A 21,256-nucleotide genomic window follows, 5' to 3' on the forward strand; every position below is an offset into this window, starting at 1 on the left:
CCGCACAAATGGAACAGGTGACCATGCTGAAGACCACACCCCTCTTGCGCCTCGGCATCATTGCCGATCCCCAATATGCCGCCCTTCCCCCGGACGCCCGTATGGATCGCCATTACGCCAACAGTCTCACTAAATTGCGGGCGGCCATTCATGCTTTTAATCTGGAAGATCTGGATCGCGTCGTGGTGCTAGGCGATCTGATTGATCGTGGTTTTGAGCATTTCGCCCCGGCGTTGGAGACATTTGCCGCCTCGCGCCATCCGGTGATTTTCTTGCCCGGCAATCACGATTTTGCCGTCAAGCCAGAGCAACGCAGCATGGTGCAGGCAGCCCTGGATATGCCAGCCCCCTATTATGATCTGGTGATCAACGGCGTGCGCCTGATCATCACCGATTGCTGCGAGATATCGACCTTCGCACCGCCGCCGAGCGATCCGCGCTTAGCCGAGGCCGAGGCCTGTCTTGCCGCCTTGAAGGAAAAAGGCGCGATCAATGCGCAGAGCTGGAACGCGGGCATGAGCGACAGCCAGATTGCGTGGCTCAAAAGCCGCCTCGCCCTTGCCGAGCAAAGAGGTGAAAAAGCCATTGTGCTGGGGCATTATCCCCTGCATCCCTTTACCGATCACGCCCTGTGGAACGCGCAGGCCGTGGCTGACGCCATTTCTTCATCGCCTGCGGCCATTGCCTATCTCAGCGGCCATGACCATCGCGGCAATTATGGCACGCGCGGCCACACCCATTTTATCAATTTCAAAGGCATGGTGGATACCGAGCGCGACAACGCCTTTGCCACCCTGAAACTCATGTTTGATGCGCTGATCATTGAAGGTTTTGGCCGGCAGGAAAGCTACACGCTGGCAATTTAAACTGTTGAGATTGTGGGCATTTTCAATCTCCGCCGCACCAGCGTCCTATGAAGTCTGTATTGACCATACAATCACGCAGTTGTGACTTTATTTGGTTTATCTGTTACGTTCAAATATCATGTGGGAAACCGTCTGCCGCTCCATCGGCACTTAAGGGAGAATGCCAATGAATTGGAAACACACCACAATTGCAGCCCTCTGTCTCTGTCTTGCGGGTGGCGCTGTCAGCATGGCAAGCGCTGCCGATGAGCCGCAAGTGGTGCGCGCCGCCATGATGAAAAAAGTGGGCGGTGCCATGGGCGCGCTGGCTGGCATTGCCAAAGGCGAAAAGCCCTATGACGCAGCCGTGGTCAAGGCATCCTTGACCACCATGCAGGACGTGGCCAAGCATTTCCCCGACCAGTTCCCGAAGGGATCGGAAACCGGCTTCAACACCGAAGCAAGCCCGAAAATCTGGGAGGATATGGCAACCTTCAAGACCAAGGCAAAAGCCCTTGAAACGGCAGCCACCACCCAGCTTGCCGCCCTTCCTGCCGATCAGGCTGGCGTTGGCGCAGCCATCAAAACCATTGGTGGTACCTGCGGTGATTGCCATCAGACCTTTCGCTTGAAGAAGTAATTCTGGCATGAGGCAAGCGCCCGGCTCTGTGCCGGGCGTTTTATCAAGGTGGCATAAGGAATGGGCATGTCAGGCAAAACGAAATTGAGCATTGCAGCGTCAGTTTTCACCGGGGTGGCTGCGGTTGCGCTCTATGTTTTTGCCATTGCGCCACACCGTCAGGCTCCCGAGGTCTGGGCCAACACGGTCGCGCCTGATCTCACCAACGGCAAGCGCATCTTTTTTGCCGGCGGCTGTGCAAGCTGTCATGCAGCCCCTAATGCCAGCGGCGATGCCCGTTTGTTGCTCACCGGCGGCGTGACGCTGAAAACCCAGTTTGGCACGTTCCATGCCCCGAATATTTCGCCCGACCCCAAGGCCGGGATTGGCAATTGGACGCTGGCCGAGTTTGGCGATGCCCTCACCCGCGGCATTGGCCGCAAGGGTGAAAACCTCTATCCCGCCTTTCCCTACACATCCTATTCGCGCATGAAGCCGCAGGATGTGGCCGATCTGTTTGGCTATATCAAAAGCTTAGCCCCAAGCCCCAATGTGGCCCCGCCGCATGAACTCGGCTTTCCGTTTAACCAGAGACTTTTGCTGACCGGCTGGAAATGGCTTTACCTCAACGATAAACCGCGCGTGACCTTGGCCAATGCCGATGAAGAGGTTCGCCACGGGCAATATCTGGTGGAAGGCCCCGGCCATTGCGGCGAATGCCACACCCCGCGCAACGCCATCGGTGGTCTGCAGACGGCCAATTGGCTGGCGGGTGGCCCAAACCCGGAGGGCGAAGGCCGTGTTCCCGATATTACCCCCGGCTCTGACACCATTGGCAAATGGTCGAAAGACGAGATCGCCAGCTATCTTGAGAGCGGCTTTACGCCCGATTTTGATAGCGTCGGTGGCTCTATGGTCGAGGTGCAGAAAAACATGGCCGAATTGCCAGCCAGCGACCGCGCCGCCATTGCCGCCTATTTGAAGGCAATCCCGGCAAAATAAGCCTTCAGTGCTGCATCACCGGATTTCGAGACCATTCCTGTAATGTGGTCTTGATCAGCATCAAGGCTGCGTATCGCGCTTGATCGCGCTCAGCCGGATCAACAATACCGGCAAGACGGCTCTCAAAAGAACGCACGGTTTCGCGCACCCAGCGATGCAGGTGCGGGTCCGTATGCTTGTCCAACAGAGCGCGGATGGTGCTTTCCATCCTGCGGTTTTCTATCATCATTGTCATTTTAGTCTTCCTCCAGGAAAGACGAATATGGTTACATAGGCTTGTCCCGGGCGTGTCTTGGAGATGAATATGATCTTCAGATAACAACACGCCGGGATTCAAACAGTAAAATCGGCAAGAATGGCTGTGTTGACGCCATGCTTACGCCAGTGCCTGAACATAGCGCATGCCCGTTACTGGGCGAGGCGCGAATTCCATATGCTCGTAAAAACGATGGGCGGCGACATTGCCGGTGGTTGCGCTGACCGAGAGGTAATCGCAGCCCGACTTTCTGGCCAGATCGCGGGCACGCGCCACCAGATGCTGACCGATGCCATTGCTGCGCTGGCCATTGCGCACATAAAGATGGTGCAAATCCATGCCGCGCTTGCCTTCAATAGCTCTGTAAAGCGGCACAAGAATGGCGTAGCCAATCAACTCGCCCTCGCCTTCGGCCACAAGCGCGGTGATCCATGGCATGGGGCCAAACAGATCCCGCTTCAGCGTCTGTTCTGTCATGGCCGATGCATCGCCATGGTGGGCAGCGAGATCGGCAATCATGGCGCTGAGCTCTGACAGGTCATCGGGCCGCGCATGGCGGATCGACACAAGCGGCGGGCGCGGCAGGATAATATCGGTATCTTCGGTCATTGCGAGCTTCCCTTTTAAAATTCGCCGTCAGGGAAGAGCTCGTAAAAAACAACAAAGCCGCCTGACGGCGGCTTGTTGACATGATGATCTGTCGAGCCGCCGGTTACCGGTAGGCCCAAAAATACGTGCAGGAAATGGTTGTGCGCGATGTGATCATGGCGGGATCAATGCCGCTTCCTGATAGGAATGTCAAGCGCAGTGTTTGATCCCGAATGAAATGAACGTGTCGCAGCACATCAAACACACGTCAGGCAGCGCCCAGCGCATCCATCTGGTCGCGCCGGTCCAGCGCACCGCTGAGCGCGGTGAGACCCACGGCACCCATTACCAGCAAGGCCCCCACAAAGGGTGTTGCACCAAGGCCGAGATGGGAGGCCACAACCTGCCCGCCAATGGAGGCACCTGCGGCAATGCCGAGATTGAAAGCCGCGATATTGAGCGCAGAGGCCACATCAACTCCGTTGGGGTGAAAGCGTCTGGCCTGCTCGACCACATAAAGCTGCAAGCCCGGCACATTGGCAAAGGACAAAAAGCCCATGGCAGCCAGCGTGATCAGTGCCGGAATGGCGGCATGGTCGGTAAAGCCAAACACAATCAGGGCAAGGCTTTGTGCCGCGAACAGCCAGATCAGCGCCCGTACCGGATGCTTATCGGCCACCTTGCCGCCCACAATATTGCCAGCCGCAATGGCCAAGCCATAGAGCACCAGCACCAGACTAACGCTGTTGGCGGAAAAGCCGGTGATCTCTTGCAAGATGGCGGCAAGAAAGGTGAAGGCCACGAATGTGCCACCATAGCCAAGGGCTGTCATGCCAAAGGCCAGCAGCATACGGCCATGGGCCAGCACGCGCACCTGCTCGATCAGGCTTGCAGCCTTGCCCTTGGGCAGGTTGGATGGCAACAGCCAGGCAATGCCGCTGAAGGCCACCAGACCAAGACCGGCCACGGCATAAAAAGTTGCGCGCCAGCCAAAGGTCTGGCCAATGAATGTACCCAGCGGCACGCCGGTGACAATGGCAACCGTGAGGCCCATGAACATCATGGCAATGGCCGACGCCCGGCGATTTTCCGGCACAAGATCGGCGGCAATGGTGGCCCCGGCCGAGAAGAACACGCCATGAGCAAAGGCCGAGAGAATGCGCCCCACCAGCAGAAGGCCAAAATTGGCACTGAGCGCCGCCAGCAGATTGCCGACGATAAACAGCACCATCAGCAGCAAAAGCAGGGGCTTGCGCGCCATGCGTCCGGTAAGCGCCGTCAGCACGGGGGCACCAAAGGTGACGCCCAGCGCATAGATCGACACGATCAGGCCTGCGGTGGGCAACGTGATGTGAAAATCATCGGCAATGGTGGGCAGAAGACCGACGCTGACAAACTCGGTGGTGCCGATGGCGTAGGCCGCAATTGTGAGCGCAAAAAGAGCAATGGGCATGACACAGATCCTTCAAAGACTGGGGTATCAACATGCGTCGTGATATCGGCCTTTCCCGCTTGATTGATAATCCGGCATAAAGGACAATGAGCTTTGAATTGAATTCACAAATCTATCGCGAGGAATGAGAACTCCATGGACAATCGCGCCGGTGAAATGCAGGTTTTTGTGCTGGCAGCCGAGCTGAAGAGCTTTTCAGCAGCAGGCCGCAGGCTGTCCATGTCGCCCTCCGCTGTCAGCAAGCTGGTGAGCCGCATTGAGGACCGATTGGGTGTTCGCCTGTTGTTGCGCAGCACGCGCACGCTGGAGCTGACGCCGGAAGGGGAATTATACCTCAGACGCGCGCGGGCAATCCTCAGAGATATTGAAGCAACGGAGGAGTTGATTGCCGGCGACGGACAGGTGCCGCACGGCATTTTGCGCGTCAATGCCTCTGTGGGCTTTGGTGAAAACTGCGTTTTGCCGCTGATTGGCGATTTTTTAGAGCTGTATCCGAAAATCGAGCTGGAGCTGACCCTGACCGATGGGGTGGTGGACCTGGTGGGCGAGCGCACCGATGTGGCCATCCGGGTGGGGCCGATGAAAGATTCGACGTTAAAGGCAAGAAAGTTGCGGCAAGGCACCCGCGCCATTGTGGCCGCCCCCGCCTATATCGCCCGCCATGGCACGCTGCAGACACCCGATGATCTGGATCGGCACAATTGTCTGGATTTCACCTTTCGCCGCCATCAGGACGGCTGGCCCTTTCGCCATCCCGAAACCGGAACATCGTTTCTCAAACCGATCAAAGGCAATCTGCGGGTCTCAAACGGTGCCATTATGCGCCAGCTCTGTCTGGATGGGGTGGGCATTGCCCGGATTGGCCGTTTTCATGTGGAAGCGGGCATTGCATCGGGTGCCTTCCTGCCGCTGCTGGAAGATTGGCAGGCGGATGATACCGAAGAGGTTCATGCGGTTTATGTGCCCCACCCCCATCTTTCAACGGGGATCAGGGCTTTTGTGGATTTTCTGGTCAAGCGGCTCGGGCGGGATTGAATGTCCCACGCGAGACGACGCATCCTGTCACCGATCAGGCCGCGTAGCGGCGCTGCTGCACCACTTGCGCCAGCTGAAACCGGCCCAGCAATTGCAGGAGGGATTCGGCGCTTGCGGCCAGATTATGGGCGTTGGCGGTGGCCTCTTCGGCCATGGCCGCATTTTGCTGGGTGCCCTGATCGAGGCTGTTGATGGCCGTGTTGATTTCCTGAAGCCCAAGGGATTGCTCGCGATAGGCCTCGGCAATTCCCTGCACATGCCGTGTTACATCCTGAACCCGATGGACAATGCTGTCCAAAGCCTCGCCGGTGCTGACCACAAGCATCACACCATTGGCCACCTGCGCGCTGGATGTGTTGATCAGGTTCTTGATTTCGCGCGCTGCATTGGCAGACCGTTGCGCAAGCTCGCGCACTTCCTGAGCAACCACCGCAAAGCCCTTGCCTGCATCGCCAGCACGCGCGGCTTCAACGCCGGCATTGAGCGCCAGCAGGTTGGTTTGGAAGGCAATCTCGTCGATCACGCCAATGATGTTGGAGATTTCCGAAGACGAAGCTTCAATGGCGTGCATGGCTTCGACGGCAGAGCGCACCACCTGGCCCGAATTGCTGGCCTCCTGGCCGGTCTCGGCCATCAGATGCCTTGCTTCTTCTGCGCGCTTTGCGCCATCCTTCACCGTTGTGGTGATCTGCTCCAGAGCGGCGGCTGTTTCTTCAACGGCGGCGGCCTGCTGCTCGGTGCGCTTGGACAAGTCATCGCTGCCTGAGCGGGCTTCGTTGGAGTTTGCCATGATGGTTTGTGCGTTTTCGCCAACCCGTGAAAGCGCTTCGTTGAGCTTGCCAAGGGCTTCGTTGAAATCGTGGCGAAGACCATCGAGATCGGCCGAGAAAGGCGTGGTGATCTGATGGGTCAGATCGCCCGATGCCAGTTGGCGCAGGCCACCGGCCAAAAGCGAAACAACCTGCTGCATTTCAGCGGCGGCGCGGGCCTTCTGGCCATCGCGTTCACTGCGTTCAGCATCGCTCAGGTTGCGCGCAACCTCTGCGTCGCTCTGCAAGCGGCGGCGCTCAAGGGCGTTATCGCGAAACACCACCACGGTCCGGGCCATGGCACCAATTTCATCGCTGCGATCGCCACCTTCAACAGCGGCATCCACCTCGCCGCCGGCAAGCGACGCCATGCGCTGGCGCAATTCTTCCATTGGCCTGGTGATTCCAGCGGTGGAAATGTAAAATCCGAGTGCCAGAACAGCCACAAAACTCAACACCAGAATAATGATGGTTGTTGTGATGGTCGCGCTTGTATCGGCATTGATGGCCTTGCCACCTTCATTCAACAGGTTGGTCAAAAAGCCGTTGGTGGCACCGGATTTTGCCGAAAAATCCTGCGCCAGCTTATCCAGTGACAGAAAAACGTCCATGGCTTGCGCATCCTTGCCGCTCTCTTTCAAGGCGACAATCTTGCTGAACTCCGCCCTATACTGATCGGCGTAACCACGCATCTGTTCAACATTGGGCGCGATTTGAGCCACCGATTTGGCAACCGTATTCAGCTTGTCCAGCGCGCCATCCACATTGCGAGTGAAACTCGCCTTTGCCTCATCAAATTCGGGCGACCCAACCTTATTGATCGCCACCCGCCCAAGCGCATTCACAGCCGTCCACATGCCAGCCGAGGCACGCGCGGCCAAAATACCGGAATTGGCCTCATTTTCAATGAAGCGCAAGTAAGTGTTGTTAGCCGTGCTGAAGCGATAGGCAATGTGTGATATTCCCAGAATGGACACCAGGCCCAGAATAACGAGAACCAGCAACAGCTTTGCTTTTATTGAAATCTTACCGAGCATTTCCATCCCCCACAGACGCATTGCTCTCCCCCAAGTGAGAGCATTAAAAACATATAAATATCAGTATATTATATGAGAAGCGTGCGCCCACCTCTACACGCATGACTGATCATTTCAAAAATCGCTTATCTGCCAAGTGATTTAAATATTAATTAAGCGCCGGGGAATGAATCATACTTTTTATGGTTAGATTTTCGTGAATTCAGGATGCCAATTTTGGCTGCAAAAAGCAGCCTCGCAACAGCAAAACGGGCGTGCCAATGATGCCAAGCACAACAACGCGCCCATGCTGTGGATTTAAAGTGCGACAGCGTCCTTTGAGCGCCAAATAGGGCGGACAGAGCTGCAGAGCCTGTCGGGTTCGACCTGAACCGGACAGACTCGAAACGACAGGTTTACACCAAAGCCCCATCCACAATCACTTGCAAACGGCCCTGGCTGCAAGGCTCAATGCGGGCATCGACCCGGTAAACCTCGCGCAGCATGGCAGGGGTGATGACCTCGCGGGTCGGGCCGCTGGCAATCAGGCGGCCGCCGTTGATCACCATGGTCTGGCTGCAATAGCGCAGGGCGTGGTTGAGGTCATGCAGGGCAATCAGCACCGCCATGCCTTCGGATTTGGCAATCGACGACATGAATTCCAGCACTTCGATCTGGCGAAACAGATCCAGCGCCGAGGTTGGCTCGTCCATCAACAGCACTTCGGGCTTGCGCACCAGCGCCTGCGCAATGGCCACCAGCTGGCGCTGACCGCCAGACAGTGCGCCCAGATCGCGAAAGGCCAGATCGGCAATGCGAAGTGCTTTCAGGATGGCATCGATTTCGCTCAATTCATGATCGGCCACCCGCCAACCGCCGCCCTGTTTGGCGGCCAGCAAAATCGATTCATACACCGTCAACACCGCATTCGCGCCGGTATCCTGCGGCATGTAACAGATGGGGCGGCGGCCCTCACGCACATCCTCCACCACAACCGTGCCGGGGCCAGACAGCAGGCTGGCAATGCGCTTGAACAGCGTGGATTTGCCCGCAGCATTGGGACCAATCAGCGCGGTCAGTTCACCGCCATGCATGGGGGCCGTGGTGATATCTTCAAAGACCGTGGCGCGGCCATAACGTGCACCGACCTTATCGAGCGCCAGCGTTACCATGCGCGTCTCCTATTGGTGAAAATCAGCGAGAAGAAGAAGGGAACGCCCACGAGTGCCGTAATCACCCCGATCGGCAAAATCGCACCGGGGATCAACATTTTCGACACCACCGAGGTCACCGACAACAAAAGCGCACCGCACAGCACCGAGCCGGGCAGGAAGAAGCGCTGATCTTCGCCCACCAGCATGCGGGCAATATGTGGCCCAACCAGACCGATAAAGCCAATGGTGCCGACAAAAGACACCGGAATGGCGGCCAGCAGGCTGACCAGCATCATGGTTTCCAGCCGCAGGCGGCGCACGTTCACACCAAGGCTTGCCGCCTTGTCATCGCCCAGACGAAGGGCGGTCAGTGCCCAGGCCTGACGGGCAAACAGCGGCACGCAGACCACCAGCACAGCTGCGGTGACGCCCACTTTCATCCACGTGGCTTTGGTCAGGCTGCCCATGGTCCAAAACACCACAGCCGCCAGCGCTTGTTCTGATGCCAGATATTCCAGAAGCGACAACAGCGCATTAAAAGTAAACACCAGAGCGATGCCGAGCAGCACAATGGTTTCCACCGTCACGCCGCGCATGGTGGACACCCCATAGATAAACATGGATGCCAGCATGGCCATAATGAAGGCATTGATCGGCACCATGAACTCAATGGCCACCGGAAACACAGCCACGCCGCCCACCAGTGCAAGTGCTGCGCCAAAGCTTGCAGCCGCAGAAATGCCGAGTGTGAACGGACTTGCCAGCGGATTGGCCAAAATGGTTTGCATCTGCGCACCTGCCAGCGACAGACAAGCCCCCACCGTGACCGCCATCAGGGCAATCGGCATGCGAATATCCCAGATCACCACCCGGATCTGATTGGACACCGTGTCTGGCGAAAAAATCGCGGTCAGCACCTGTTCCAGCGTGTAGCGGGCCGGGCCAAGCGCCATATCCACGGCGACACTGATGCACAGAGCGGCGAAAAGACACATCAAAATCAAGGTGCGCCGTGCAGCAAGGGCACGATATTGAACGCCCCCCACTGTTTTCGGCGCGGTTTCAACAGCAAGAGCCATTATTGTCTGCCTTTTTCAAGCGATACAAAATAGCCGGGCTTATAGGTGACCGGCAGGAATTTCTCATGGAATTCACGAAAGGTCTGTTGCGGGTCCAGATCTTTAAACAGTTCCGGGTGGAACCATTTGGCAAATTGCTGGATCGGCACAAATTCATATGGTGCGCCATAAAACTGGTGCCATACGGCATGGACATTGCCCTCCTGCACGGCCTTGAGACCCTCAAAGCCGGTGCGCTCCATCAGGGTTTGCAGTTTTTCACGGGCTTTGATGGGATCGGCCCCGCGACCGACATGCACAAAACGGTTGGTTTTGGATTCGGCGGCCCAATTGGAGCCGGTGGCAATGATCTGATCCGGGTTGACGGCAATCAATTGCTCGATGCTCAGGGAGCCAAACGTGGTTTTGATCACGTCCGAGCCAATGTTATGGCCGCCCGCCTTTTCAACCATTTCGCCAAAATTGGCCGGGCCAAAGGTGCGGCAGCAACCGCCTTCAGCATCATTGCCGGGGGCGCGCTCCATGTAAACCAGCGGGCGTTTGAGATCTTTCACTGCCGCCAAGCGGTCAGTCACGCGGGTAATCTGCGCGCGGCGATAGGCAATCAACTCTTGCGCCTTGTCTTCATCGCCAAAGATTTTGCCAAGAATCGTGATGGAATTTTCCGTATTTTTATCGGGATCAACGCGAAAATCGACATACACCACCTGAATGCCAGCCGCAGCCGCCTTTTCTTCCAGACCGCTTTCTTCGGCGGCTGTTTTGGCTTCGATATTCAGTGTCAGCACATCGGGATGAAGGGCAATGGCGGCTTCCAGGCTGAAACTGCCGTTGGGCACATAGCCAAAGCGCGGCAGATCGGCAATTTTTGGAAAGCGCTCGACATAGGCCTGATAGCTGTCCGGGTCTTTGGTCAGAAAATCATCGCGCCAGCCGACAATGGTGTCAAACGTATGGGAGCCTGCCAAAGCGGCAATGGTGTGGATCTGCCGTGCCTCGCCCACCAGCACGCGCTTGGCTGGCAAATCCAGCGTGACCGTGCGGCCAGCCACATCAGTAATTTCTGCGGCCAGCGCGGACGCGGGCATAATGGGCTGTCCTAAAAACGGCGCAAGGGCGACGAGCGCCCGGATCAAATGTCTGAAATTCATATCGAAACCTTCAAAAGCATGCGAACCGGCGGCACCATCGCGCCGCCGGTTTTCAAACATTACGAACGGGGTTTGAGCGAAACGAAATAGCCGCTCTCGTAAGCCACCGGCAGGAAGCGATCATGCAGTTCCTTGAAGGTTGCTTCCGGGTCCAGATCCTTGAACAAATCCGGGTGCAGCCACTTCGCCATCTGCTGAATTGCGACAAACTGATAAGGATTGTTGTAGAACTGGTGCCAGATGGCGTGAACATTGCCCTCTTTCACCGCCTTGATATCGGTGAAGGCCGGACGCTTCATCAGGTCTGCCAGCTTCTTTTCGGCCACGGCCTTATCAGCACCGGGGCCAACGCCAACCCATTTGCCGCCGGGCACATAAAGCTCCCAATTGGCACCCGTCACAATCACCTGATCCGGGTTGGAGGCAATGATCTGCTCTGGATTGACCACGCCAAACGTGCCGGGAATGATGCCGTCGGCCATGTTCTTGCCGCCGGCGATATCGACCATTTTGCCAAAGTTTTCATTGCCGAACGACATGCAGCAATCATCGCTATAGCCGCCAGCGCGTTCCATGAACACCACTGGCTTTTTCAAATCCTTGACGCTGGCCAGCTTATCGGTGACGCGCTTGATCTGGGCATCATGAAACTGCACAAACTCTTCTGCGCGCTTTTCCTTGCCAAACAGCTTGCCAATCAGGCGCATGGATGGGTCGGTGTTTTCCATGGCCTTTTCACGAAAGTCCACATAGACCAGCGGAATGCCAACCTTGGACAGCTTGTCGATATAACCGCTTTCCTCGGTGGCCGATTTCGCATCAATATTCATGATGATCACGTCTGGCTTCAGGGTCACGGCCTGTTCGATATCGAACGTGCCGTCCTTCATGCCGCCAAATGTGGGGATCTTGCCCATTTCGGGAAATTTCTTCAGATAAATATTATAGCCGTCGAGATCGGCTTTTTGAAAATCATCGCGCCAGCCGACAATACGCTTGAAAGGATGGTCCGTATCAAGGGCTGCGGTGAAATAGATCTGGCGGCCTTCGCCCAGAATCACCCGCTCTACAGGCACATTCACCGACACCTCGCGGCCAGTGATGTCCTTGATCTTGACCATTTCACCCGCAAAGGCAGCGCCCGAAAAAAGCGCAAGCGAAAGGGTTGCGGCGGTGACCACCCCATGAATATTGAGCACTCTCTGTCTCCATCAACGTCTATTTATCGTCCCGTTGGGGATTTATGATATTATGAGTTTGACAGTCAACAAATATCTTTTAGAAAGATTCCAGCAACATTGAGGGGTTTTGGAGCAGGACATGCCGCAGATCGCACATCAGCACAATTACAATCTGAAAGATGAGATCAAGGCCTATTGGTCTTTGCGGGCCGAAACATTCGACAGCCAGCCGGGCCATGAAATTTTCTCAGAGGCCGAGCGCGCCGCCTGGCACGGGCTGATCAGCCGCCATCTTGGCCCCGGCAATGGACGAAAAGTGCTGGATCTGGCCTCTGGCACCGGCGTGGTATCGCATCTGCTTGACGACCTTGGCTTTTCTGTCACCGGTATGGATTGGTCGGAACCCATGCTGGAGCGCGCCCGCGCCAAAGCCAAAGCGCGAGGCCGCACCATTCGCTTTCTGATGGGCGATGCCGAAAACACCATGGAGCTGGACAGCAGCTATGATGTGATCACCAACCGCCATCTGGTGTGGACCCTGGTGGACCCGCTGACGGCCTTTCAGGAATGGCATCGTGTGCTCAAGCCCGGCGGCAAGGTGTTGATTGTCGATGGTGATTTCGTCAATCCCAGCCCGCTTGCCAAACTGACCGGCTTTTTGGCCAGGATGGCAGCACGTTTTCACATCGGCAAGCAGCCCGCCCATCACGGCCCGGCGTCTTCGCTGGTTGAGACCCATAAAAGCATTCTCGCACGGGTGTATTTTTCCAACGGCGCGCGGGCAGATGCCGTGGTGGAGTTGCTGAAACAGGCCGGGTTTTCTTCTATCACGGTCGATCAGGATTTGCGCGCCATCAACCGGGCACAAAAGGCCAATTTTGGTTTTCTGAAAGGTTTGGAGCGGGCAACGCAGCACCGCTATGCCATTTGCGCGGTGAAGTGAAGTGGTCAGGGCGCACCCGTCACCAATTGCTGATCAATGGCTTTAAGCGCGCGGTCCAGATGCCCTTCATAGACCAGGCTGGCTTCGTCGTTTGCCATATCGATTTTGGGCATACCGTCCAGCCGCACCTGCAAACAGGTTTGCAACCCTTCGTCCAGCCCCCGCGCCAGCAGATCATAATAGCGGGTGCCGGGGCCGGTGATGATGACGGGCAAGGTCTCATAGAGGCTGAACACGCGCGATAACCCCTGCCCCAAGGCAAGGCCTGCCTGCCGAAAGGCATATTGCGCCATGCGGTTGCCTTGGCGGGCGGTGAGCGCGATGCGATCCATCTCGGCAAGAGGCACAAAGCGGGCGGGAATGGTGTCGGGCGGCACCTCGAAGGCGGTGCGCAAAATGCCGTAAAACCCCGCAGATGCCTCAACGCATCCGCGTGATCCACAGCGGCACAGCTTGTTATCGGACGCATTGAGCATATGGCCAAAGTTGGGGGCATTGACCTCCAGCCCGCCCACAGCATTTGTGCGGGCAATTCCCAAGCCAATGCTGTGGCCCAGTGACAGCGCAATCAAACCACGAAAATCTGCCCCCTCCCCACCAATGCGGGATGCAAGACCATGGGCCACCAAGCGCGTTTCATTGCTCACCATCAGATCGGCATTGGGAAAGGCTGAGAGGGCGGCGTTGAGATCCACCGGCTGATTGCCAAACACCGGCGACCACACCACATGTGCACCTTCGGCATCGACAATGCCCTTGCTGCTGACCGACAGCACGGCAACCGTGGCAGAATCAAGCTTCGAGCGGTCGGCAAGCCGCAACAACGCGCGGGCAAAATCCTCTGAGAAGCTGCTGGGCGTTGCCGCCAGCACCCGCGGCTCGTCAAACCGGTCCATCAATGTGCCGCGATAATCGGAGAGCGCATAGCGCACATTGTCTGACGATATCTGCACAGACATCGCGTAGGCAAAGCTGCCCTTGCGCGACAGCAATACTCTTGGCCGGCCCCTTGATGCGGCCGCCTGCGGCTCGTGCCGCTCAATCGCGCCGATCTGTTCCAGCTCGGCGGTGATGGCCGTGACCGTGGCCGAAGCAAGCCCGGTCAGCTCCGCAAGATCGGTATGCGACAACGCATCTTGCCTGCGCAGCGCTGAAAGCACCAGCGTGGAATTTTGCCGCCGCACCTTGTCGCCGCTTGATTTGATCAGCATCGGCAGGACCGGCCCCTCAAAGTAAAGTGAAACACATGCTCCTCCCAAAGCATTTGCTCCCTGTGTTGACAAGGCCGTTTCAAGGGCTGTTGACAGGTTGCAATTCTTCTGCCAGTTATTTTCTCGACTGTCGAGAAAAACATTATCTGGCCCGTTTCCAGTGTTCTCGAGGGTTTAGTGGTGGTGTGGTGGCGGACGAGGAGGTCTGCCCGCATCGCCTTCATTTTGGGGAGGTTTAAAATGAAATCCGTTATGAAACTGATGGCATGCGTTGCCGTCATCACGTCCGTGCACGTCTCCGCTCAGGCCAAGGATCTGATTGTTGGCGTGTCCTGGTCGAACTTCCAGGAAGAGCGCTGGAAAACCGACGAAGCCGCCATCAAGGAAGCGTTGAAGGCGCATGGTGCCAAGTATATTTCGGCTGACGCCCAGACATCGGCGGCAAAGCAGCTGACCGACATTGAAAGCCTGATTGCCCAAGGCGCAAACGCCCTGATCGTGCTGGCGCAAGATTCCAGCGCCATTGGCCCAGCCATTGAAAAGGCCGCCAATGAGGGCATTCCGGTGATTGGCTATGACCGCCTGATCGAAAACCCCAACACTTATTACATCACCTTCGACAACAAGGAAGTTGGCCGCCTGCAGGCGAAGGAAGTGATGAAGGTCAAGCCGAGCGGCAATTACGTGTTCATCAAGGGCGGCTCGACCGATCCGAATGCCGATTTCGTCTTCTCCGGCCAGATGGATGTTTTGAAAGACGCCATCACCGCAGGCAAGATCAAGAATGTCGGTGAAGCCTATACCGATGGCTGGAAGCCGGAAATTGCCCAGAAGAACATGGAGCAGTTTTTGACCGCCAACAACAACAAGGTTGATGCGGTTGTCTCGTCCAATGACGGCATGGCCGGTGGCGTGGTGGCAGCCCTCGAAGCACAGGGTCTTGCTGGCTCTGTTCCGGTGTCGGGTCAGGATGGCGATAAGGCGGCGCTGAACCGTGTGGCCCTTGGCACGCAGACCGTATCTGTGTGGAAAGACAGCCGCATGCTGGGCAAGAAGGCTGGCGATGTGGCCGTTGAGCTGGCCAGCGGCAAGAAGATGAGCGAAATCCCCGGCACCACCAAATTCAAGGGCGGTTCCAAGGGCATTGAAATGAACTCGCAATTCCTGATGCCGCAAGCCATCACCAAGGACAATCTCAATGTTGTTCTCGATGCCAAGTGGATCAGCAAGAGCGAACTTTGCCAGGGCGTGAAGGCTGGCACTGTGGCGGTGTGCAAGTAACAGTGGTTTGATGGGTGTCGCAGCGTATTCTTGTGCGCTGCGGCCTGCAAATACCCCCTCTGGCTTGCCAGCCATCTCCCCCACAAGGGGGGAGGAAAAGATATGGCACATTCCAATCCGAATAGCCAACGATGACGTTCGGCAGGACAGAGGGGGTAACGCCAAGCACCACACATCAAACGCATCCCAATACGCGCCAAAACTCTGGCACGACAGCGGCCTTTACAGCGCCGTGCGCCATATATGGCGCACAAAGGACGCTGTAACACTTTTAGTCTGCTGCATAATTTTCTCCTTAAATCGAGTCCGATTTAAGGAATTATGCAGTAGCGCAGACCCAAAGGTCATAGAGGAGTATCCGGTCCATGGTGGATCACACAATCAGCGCAGCCTCCAACGGCGCGCGGCCAGCAAAGGCCAATCTCTGGCAACAATTTTTGAAAGCCACCGAAATCGACACCCGCTTGATGGGCATGGTCATTGCCCTGCTGATTATCTGGGTGGGTTTTCACGTGCTGTCAGACGGCCTGTTCATGACGCCGCGCAATCTGTGGAACCTGTCCGTGCAGGCGGCATCGGTCTCTGTCATGGCAACCGGCATGGTGTTGGTGATTGTCACCCGCAATATCGACCTCTCGGTTGGCTCCATCCTTGGCTTTGTCGGCATGATGATGGCGGTCACACAAACCAAGTTTCTGCCGGTTCTGCTGGGGTATGAACATCCGCTGATGTGGGTGCTGGCGCTGGGCTTTGGCATTGTCATCGGCGCTGCCATTGGCGCGTTTCAAGGTGCCATCATTGCCTTTCTCAATGTTCCGTCGTTCATTGTCACGCTGGGCGGTCTGCTGGTGTGGCGCGGTTGCGCCTGGATGGTCACCAGCGGGGCAACCGTTGCGCCTATGGATACCCGCTTTCGCCTGATGGGCGGCGGGGCCGATGGCTCGATTGGGGCAACAGCAAGCTGGGTGGTGGGCGTGATTGCCTGCGTGTTCATTGTGCTGTCGATCCTGCATTCGCGCAAACAGCGCAAGCGTTTCGGCTTTCCGCTCAAGCCCATCTGGGCTGAATATTTCATGGGCCTGATTGGCTGCGGTGCCGTCATGGGTGCTGTTAATGTGCTCAACAGCTATTACATGCCAGTCAATCTGGCGCGCAAATATGCCGAGGCCCATAATATTCCATGGCCCGATGGCGGGTTGGATATCTCGCTTGGCATTGCCATTCCGGTGCTGATTGCCATTGGCATTGCCATTGTCATGAACTTCATCACCAACCGCACTCGCTTTGGCCGCTACGTGTTTGCCATTGGTGGCAACCCGGAAGCCGCCGAGCTGGCCGGCATCAAAACCCGCTGGGTCACGGTGCGGATTTTTGCGCTGATGGGTGCGCTTTGCGCCATCGCTGCTGCCATTTCCACCGCCCGCCTCAATGCAGCAACCAATGCGCAAGGCACGCTGGATGAGCTGTACACCATTGCCGCCGCCGTGATTGGCGGAACATCCTTGGCCGGCGGTGCTGGCACCATTGTTGGGGCCATTCTCGGGGCCATTGTCATGCAATCGCTCAATTCGGGCATGGTGTTGCTGGGCATGGATACGCCATTGCAGAGCATTGTGATTGGCATGGTTCTGGTTGTCGCGGTTTGGCTGGACACGGTTTACCGCGCCCGCACCCGCTAACACAGAGGAGATACGTTATGACACAACAGAACACGCCTCTGGTGGAAATGAAGAATATTTCCATCTCCTTTGGCGGTATTCATGCCGTTGATGATGCATCCGTCGATCTGTTTCCCGGCGAAGTCGTGGCCCTGCTAGGCCACAATGGGGCTGGCAAATCCACGCTGATCAAGATCCTCTCCGGTGCTTATAAGCGCAGCGCCGGTGAAATCCTGATCAATGGCGAGCCTTGCGACATCAACAACCCGCGCGATGCCAAGCATTACGGTATCGAGACCATCTACCAGACGCTGGCCGTGGCCGATAACGTCGATGCCGCTGCCAATCTCTACCTCGGTCGCGAATTGCAAACCCCATGGGGCACGCTGGATGATGTGGCCATGGAGGCCAAGGCACGCGAGGTGATGGGACGGCTCAATCCGAATTTCCAGCGCTTCAAGGAGCCGGTCAAGGCGCTGTCGGGTGGCCAGCGTCAATCAGTGGCCATTGCCCGCGCCATTTTGTTTGATGCCCGCATTCTGATCATGGACGAGCCAACCGCTGCTCTCGGCCCGCAGGAAACCGCGCAAGTGGGCGAGCTGATCTTGCAGCTGAAAAAGGAAGGCATCGGCATTTTTCTGATCAGCCACGACATTCACGACGTGTTTGATCTGGCCGACCGGGTGTTTGTGATGAAAAACGGCAAGGTGGTTGGCCACGCCAAAACCACGGACGTGACCAAGGATGAAGTGCTGGGCATGATCATCATGGGCAAAGTGCCACCGGGTGCCGTGCCCGGCCCCGGTGCCATGCAGGTGGCGTAAATTTATCGTATCAAGCTGCTGCCCCAGTGGCAGCAGCCGCGATCAGCACGAAGCCGAGCAAAATCCGATAGATCACAAACGGCCATGTGGAGAAGCGTTCCAGAAAGCGCATCAGGCCCCAGATGGCGACCAGCGAGGAAATGCCACCGGCAATCAAGCCCACGCTGAGAAGCGCCCAGCCATGGGCATCCAGCGAGAGTTTATGCAGCTCCCACACTTCTTTCAAGCCAGCCAGCACGATGGCAGGGAGACCCAGCAGAAACGAAAAGCGCGCGGCTTCTTCACGCTTGAAGCCCAGCGCCAATGCCGCCGTGATGGTGCCGCCAGAGCGTGACACACCGGGAATAAGGGCTGCGGCCTGCGCCAGACCCACCAGAATAATATCCAGCGGACGAATGCTGGGCAGATTGCGCTTATGCTTGGCCAAAAGCTCGGTTGCCGCCAAAAGACCACCCATGACAATGCAGGCAATACCCACGGCCCACAGGCTGCGCAAGGGAGAACCACAGCTGTTGAGACTATGCGACAGCGCAAGGCCCGCAATGACAATCGGGATGGTGCCGATCATGATCCAAAGCACCAGCTGAAAGCTGAAATCATTATAATCGCGGCGCTTCAAAGCGCTGATCGAGCCGGATGCAAGACCATGGATATCGCGCCAGAAATAGGTGACAACCCCGACAAGGGCTGCCATCTGCATGGCGGCGGAAAAGGCCGCACCGGGATCTGGCCAGCCCAACAGCGCGGGCACCACCCGCATATGGGCCGAGGATGACACTGGCACCAGTTCGGTGATCCCTTGCACCACGCCCAAAAACGCGGCTTCAACAAAACTCAAGTCAACAAAGCCCGTTGCCGAGCCCACCAAACAAGCATCCGCCATTGATCACCTCTTAAAGCATGTCGCGTTTTATTGTCCTCAATAAAACGATAACGTCCATGCGACACAATAAGATCTAAAGCCTGTCGCAGCGACTCCTATTCGCAGCGATTGGCTTTAGAGTGTTGGAATGCTTTGAAACTCTGAACGTGGCAGAAGGAAGACTGCAATTCAACAGACACGGAAAGAACGCGCCACGGGCGTTTTATGCACCAAGAAATACCTCGGGAAAAGACCGTACTATTGAGGGCGCGACATAAAAAATCCCACAGCATCCCAGTATCTATGCCTCCACAAGAAAAGACCAAATAATTAGCAATTGTTAAATTTATTTCTTAGATACTTCGCAATCAGTGTGAAACAACGACACGTCAAATTGCAACATTGACCCGTTGCCATTCCCCGTTGGAGATCGTAATGCGAATTTCTCTTGGCCAACTTTTAACATCGCTCTTTGCAATCATTCTTATGGTGGTTGTAAGCCAAGGTGTTTATGGTGTCAGCGCGCTCAACACAATTTTGGCAGACACCCATCAGATTGTTGGCAAGAGAGTCCCCTCCTTCATTCTCATGGGGCAGATCAATGCTGATCTGGGCGACATTCGCATTGCCCAAGGCAGTGTGCTGAATTCTGATCCTTCCAGCAAAGCTGAATTTGCGGCAACGTTGAAAGAAGCCGAGGCGGCGTTGGCCAAAAACCGCAAAGAGTATGAGCCGTTGATGGTCGATCAAGGCGATCGCGACCTTTACGCGGCTTTTTCCAAGGATTGGGAGCGGGCAGAAGCCTTGTGGCTGCAAGTCAAGGCACTGTCAGACAAGGGCCAGCAAGAGGAGGCCTTGAAATTATTCAACGGTGAAGCCCTCACGACGTTCAACAAATCCGGCGACGATATTCAGGCCGCCGTCGATGATCTGGCCGGAAACGTCAAAGACGAAGGTGCGTCAAGTGTTGCCAGCATCACCTTGGCCAAAGCCGTTACCTATGCGGCACTTGCCCTTGCTCTTTTGATCGGGCTCTGCGCCATCCTCACCAACGCCGTGCGCGTGGTGCGCCCTTTGAAACATATCACCAACACGATGCGCATCCTCTCCTCTGGCGATACCAGCGGTGACGTGCCCTACAAGAGCCGCCAGGATGAAATCGGGGCCATGGCAGCAGCCCTTCAGGTGTTCAAGGATGGTATTTTGCACAACCGTGCGCTGGAAACTGAGGCCGAGAATGCGCGACAGAAAGCAGAACTCGAGAAACTGCGCCTGCAGCAAGACGCCGAGGCTGCCGCCCAGCAAAAATTGCAAATGGCAACCGCCGGTCTCGCCTCTGGCCTCAAGCGGCTGGCAGCGGGCGATCTCAATTTCGAATTGAACGAGCCGTTCTCGCCCGAGTTTGATGCGCTGCGCCTTGATCTGAATTCGGCGGTTGCGCAACTTGGCAACACCATTGCAACAGTTGCAGGCTCTGCCGGAGCCATCAGCAATGGCTCGCGCGAGGTGAGCCAAAGCGCCAATGACCTGTCGAAACGCACAGAACAGCAGGCGGCATCGCTGGAAGAAACCGCCGCCGCCCTTGATCAGATTACAGTTAATGTCACCAATTCTTCGCGCCGGGTGGAAGAGGCCCGTGGCGTTGCCAAGGAAGCCAACAGCAGTGCTGTCCGCTCGGAGCGTGTGGTGAATGAAGCCATCCATGCCATGCAGCGTATTGAGCAATCTTCCAACCAGATTTCCAATATTATCACGGTGATCGATGAAATTGCCTTCCAGACCAATCTTTTGGCCTTGAATGCGGGCGTGGAAGCGGCCCGTGCCGGCGAGGCAGGCCGTGGCTTTGCCGTGGTTGCCACCGAAGTGCGCGAACTGGCCCAGCGCTCGGCCAGAGCTGCCCGCGAAATCAAGGAGTTGATCAATAATTCAACGGCGGAAGTGGAAAACGGTGTTCGTCAGGTGCAGGAAACCGGCGATGTGCTGAGAGCCATCGAAGTGCATGTGACCACCATCAACGGCTTGATGGATGCCATTGCCACATCATCGCGCGAGCAATCGGTGGGCCTGTCGGAAGTCAACACCGCCGTCAACCAGATGGATCAGGTAACCCAGCAAAATGCGGCCATGGTAGAAGAAACCAGCGCCGCCAGCGCCAGTCTCGCGCAGGAAAGCGCGCGTCTCCAGCAGCTTGTATCACGGTTTATTATTCCGGGCGATCATGGCGCGACTGCAATGCGTCGGGCAGCTTAGAGCCTGTCGGGTTCAGATTTAACCCGACAAACTCTCAGA

The 21,256-nt window shown here is 56.7% G+C and carries 19 protein-coding genes; 9 read left to right on the forward strand and 10 right to left on the reverse strand.

Going from position 1 to position 21,256, the window contains the following annotated elements; genetic code table 11:
* The first annotated feature begins 23 nt into the window (after positions 1-23).
* The 3 genes from BJF95_RS05820 to BJF95_RS05830 all read left to right on the forward strand — a co-directional run bounded on the left by BJF95_RS05820 (position 24) and on the right by BJF95_RS05830 (position 2,466).
* On the forward strand, positions 24-866 hold the full coding sequence (locus BJF95_RS05820; protein ID WP_075638864.1) for a metallophosphoesterase: 843 nt from the start codon (positions 24-26) through the stop codon (positions 864-866).
* Positions 867-1,032: 166 nt separating this feature from the next.
* Positions 1,033-1,485, forward strand: coding sequence for a c-type cytochrome (locus tag BJF95_RS05825; RefSeq protein ID WP_075638534.1), 453 nt, complete (start codon positions 1,033-1,035; stop codon positions 1,483-1,485).
* Between the two features lie 66 nt (positions 1,486-1,551).
* The gene (locus BJF95_RS05830; protein ID WP_075638865.1) at positions 1,552-2,466 is read left to right on the forward strand and encodes a cytochrome c; all 915 of its coding nucleotides are present in this window, start codon (positions 1,552-1,554) and stop codon (positions 2,464-2,466) included.
* A 4-nt stretch (positions 2,467-2,470) separates the two neighbouring features.
* Here BJF95_RS05830 and BJF95_RS05835 read toward each other — a convergent pair whose 3' ends face one another.
* From BJF95_RS05835 to BJF95_RS05845, 3 genes are all read right to left on the reverse strand, one after another.
* Positions 2,471-2,701 (reverse strand): hypothetical protein, encoded by a 231-nt coding sequence (locus BJF95_RS05835; protein WP_245297239.1) that lies wholly within the window; start codon positions 2,699-2,701, stop codon positions 2,471-2,473.
* Positions 2,702-2,842: 141 nt separating this feature from the next.
* On the reverse strand, positions 2,843-3,331 hold the full coding sequence (locus BJF95_RS05840; RefSeq protein WP_075638535.1) for a GNAT family N-acetyltransferase: 489 nt from the start codon (positions 3,329-3,331) through the stop codon (positions 2,843-2,845).
* Between the two features lie 247 nt (positions 3,332-3,578).
* Positions 3,579-4,763: an MFS transporter gene (locus tag BJF95_RS05845; RefSeq protein WP_075638536.1), complete on the reverse strand. Its 1,185-nt coding sequence runs from the start codon at positions 4,761-4,763 to the stop codon at positions 3,579-3,581.
* A gap of 135 nt (positions 4,764-4,898) precedes the next feature.
* Here BJF95_RS05845 and BJF95_RS05850 point away from each other — a divergent pair, with 135 nt between their 5' ends.
* Entirely contained in the window at positions 4,899-5,798 is a 900-nt protein-coding gene (locus BJF95_RS05850; RefSeq protein WP_075638537.1) for a LysR family transcriptional regulator, read from the forward strand.
* 34 nt (positions 5,799-5,832) lie between these two features.
* On the opposite strand, the gene BJF95_RS05855 is transcribed toward BJF95_RS05850, so the two are convergent.
* From BJF95_RS05855 to BJF95_RS05875, 5 genes are all read right to left on the reverse strand, one after another.
* Entirely contained in the window at positions 5,833-7,644 is a 1,812-nt protein-coding gene (locus BJF95_RS05855; protein WP_175577212.1) for a methyl-accepting chemotaxis protein, read from the reverse strand.
* Between the two features lie 395 nt (positions 7,645-8,039).
* Positions 8,040-8,795 carry an ABC transporter ATP-binding protein gene (locus BJF95_RS05860; RefSeq protein ID WP_075638539.1) on the reverse strand — a complete coding sequence of 252 codons (756 nt, stop codon included), beginning with the start codon at positions 8,793-8,795 and terminating at the stop codon, positions 8,040-8,042.
* On the reverse strand, positions 8,789-9,856 hold the full coding sequence (locus BJF95_RS05865) for a FecCD family ABC transporter permease (protein ID WP_075638540.1): 1,068 nt from the start codon (positions 9,854-9,856) through the stop codon (positions 8,789-8,791). Before BJF95_RS05865 ends, BJF95_RS05860 begins: the two co-directional genes overlap by 7 nt.
* Complete coding sequence (locus BJF95_RS05870; protein ID WP_075638867.1) at positions 9,856-11,007, reverse strand: ABC transporter substrate-binding protein; 1,152 nt, start codon at positions 11,005-11,007, stop codon at positions 9,856-9,858. The genes BJF95_RS05865 and BJF95_RS05870 overlap by 1 nt, the downstream gene beginning before the upstream one ends.
* Before the next feature lie 59 nt (positions 11,008-11,066).
* Positions 11,067-12,128 (reverse strand): ABC transporter substrate-binding protein, encoded by a 1,062-nt coding sequence (locus BJF95_RS05875; RefSeq protein ID WP_139317434.1) that lies wholly within the window; start codon positions 12,126-12,128, stop codon positions 11,067-11,069.
* 199 nt (positions 12,129-12,327) lie between these two features.
* On the opposite strand from BJF95_RS05875, the gene BJF95_RS05880 reads away from it, so the two are divergent.
* Positions 12,328-13,131, forward strand: a complete 804-nt coding sequence (locus BJF95_RS05880; RefSeq protein ID WP_075638542.1) for a class I SAM-dependent methyltransferase — start codon at positions 12,328-12,330, stop codon at positions 13,129-13,131.
* Between the two features lie 5 nt (positions 13,132-13,136).
* On the opposite strand, the gene BJF95_RS05885 is transcribed toward BJF95_RS05880, so the two are convergent.
* A complete protein-coding gene (locus BJF95_RS05885; RefSeq protein ID WP_075638543.1) occupies positions 13,137-14,342 on the reverse strand; it encodes an ROK family transcriptional regulator in 1,206 nt (401 codons plus the stop codon).
* A gap of 240 nt (positions 14,343-14,582) precedes the next feature.
* On the opposite strand from BJF95_RS05885, the gene xylF reads away from it, so the two are divergent.
* The 3 genes from xylF (at position 14,583) to BJF95_RS05900 (ending at position 18,105) form a co-directional block, all read left to right on the forward strand.
* Positions 14,583-15,623, forward strand: a complete 1,041-nt coding sequence (gene xylF, locus BJF95_RS05890; protein WP_075638544.1) for a D-xylose ABC transporter substrate-binding protein — start codon at positions 14,583-14,585, stop codon at positions 15,621-15,623.
* Between the two features lie 365 nt (positions 15,624-15,988).
* The gene (locus BJF95_RS05895) at positions 15,989-17,302 is read left to right on the forward strand and encodes a sugar ABC transporter permease (RefSeq protein ID WP_075638545.1); all 1,314 of its coding nucleotides are present in this window, start codon (positions 15,989-15,991) and stop codon (positions 17,300-17,302) included.
* A gap of 17 nt (positions 17,303-17,319) precedes the next feature.
* Positions 17,320-18,105 (forward strand): ATP-binding cassette domain-containing protein, encoded by a 786-nt coding sequence (locus tag BJF95_RS05900; protein WP_075638546.1) that lies wholly within the window; start codon positions 17,320-17,322, stop codon positions 18,103-18,105.
* A gap of 10 nt (positions 18,106-18,115) precedes the next feature.
* On the opposite strand, the gene uppP is transcribed toward BJF95_RS05900, so the two are convergent.
* Positions 18,116-18,988, reverse strand: coding sequence for an undecaprenyl-diphosphatase UppP (uppP, locus tag BJF95_RS05905; protein ID WP_075638547.1), 873 nt, complete (start codon positions 18,986-18,988; stop codon positions 18,116-18,118).
* 414 nt (positions 18,989-19,402) lie between these two features.
* Here uppP and BJF95_RS05910 point away from each other — a divergent pair, with 414 nt between their 5' ends.
* Complete coding sequence (locus BJF95_RS05910; protein WP_075638548.1) at positions 19,403-21,217, forward strand: methyl-accepting chemotaxis protein; 1,815 nt, start codon at positions 19,403-19,405, stop codon at positions 21,215-21,217.
* Positions 21,218-21,256 lie beyond the last annotated feature (39 nt).

The organism is Rhizobium oryziradicis (assembly GCF_001939045.1).
GTDB lineage: Bacteria > Pseudomonadota > Alphaproteobacteria > Rhizobiales > Rhizobiaceae > Allorhizobium > Allorhizobium oryziradicis.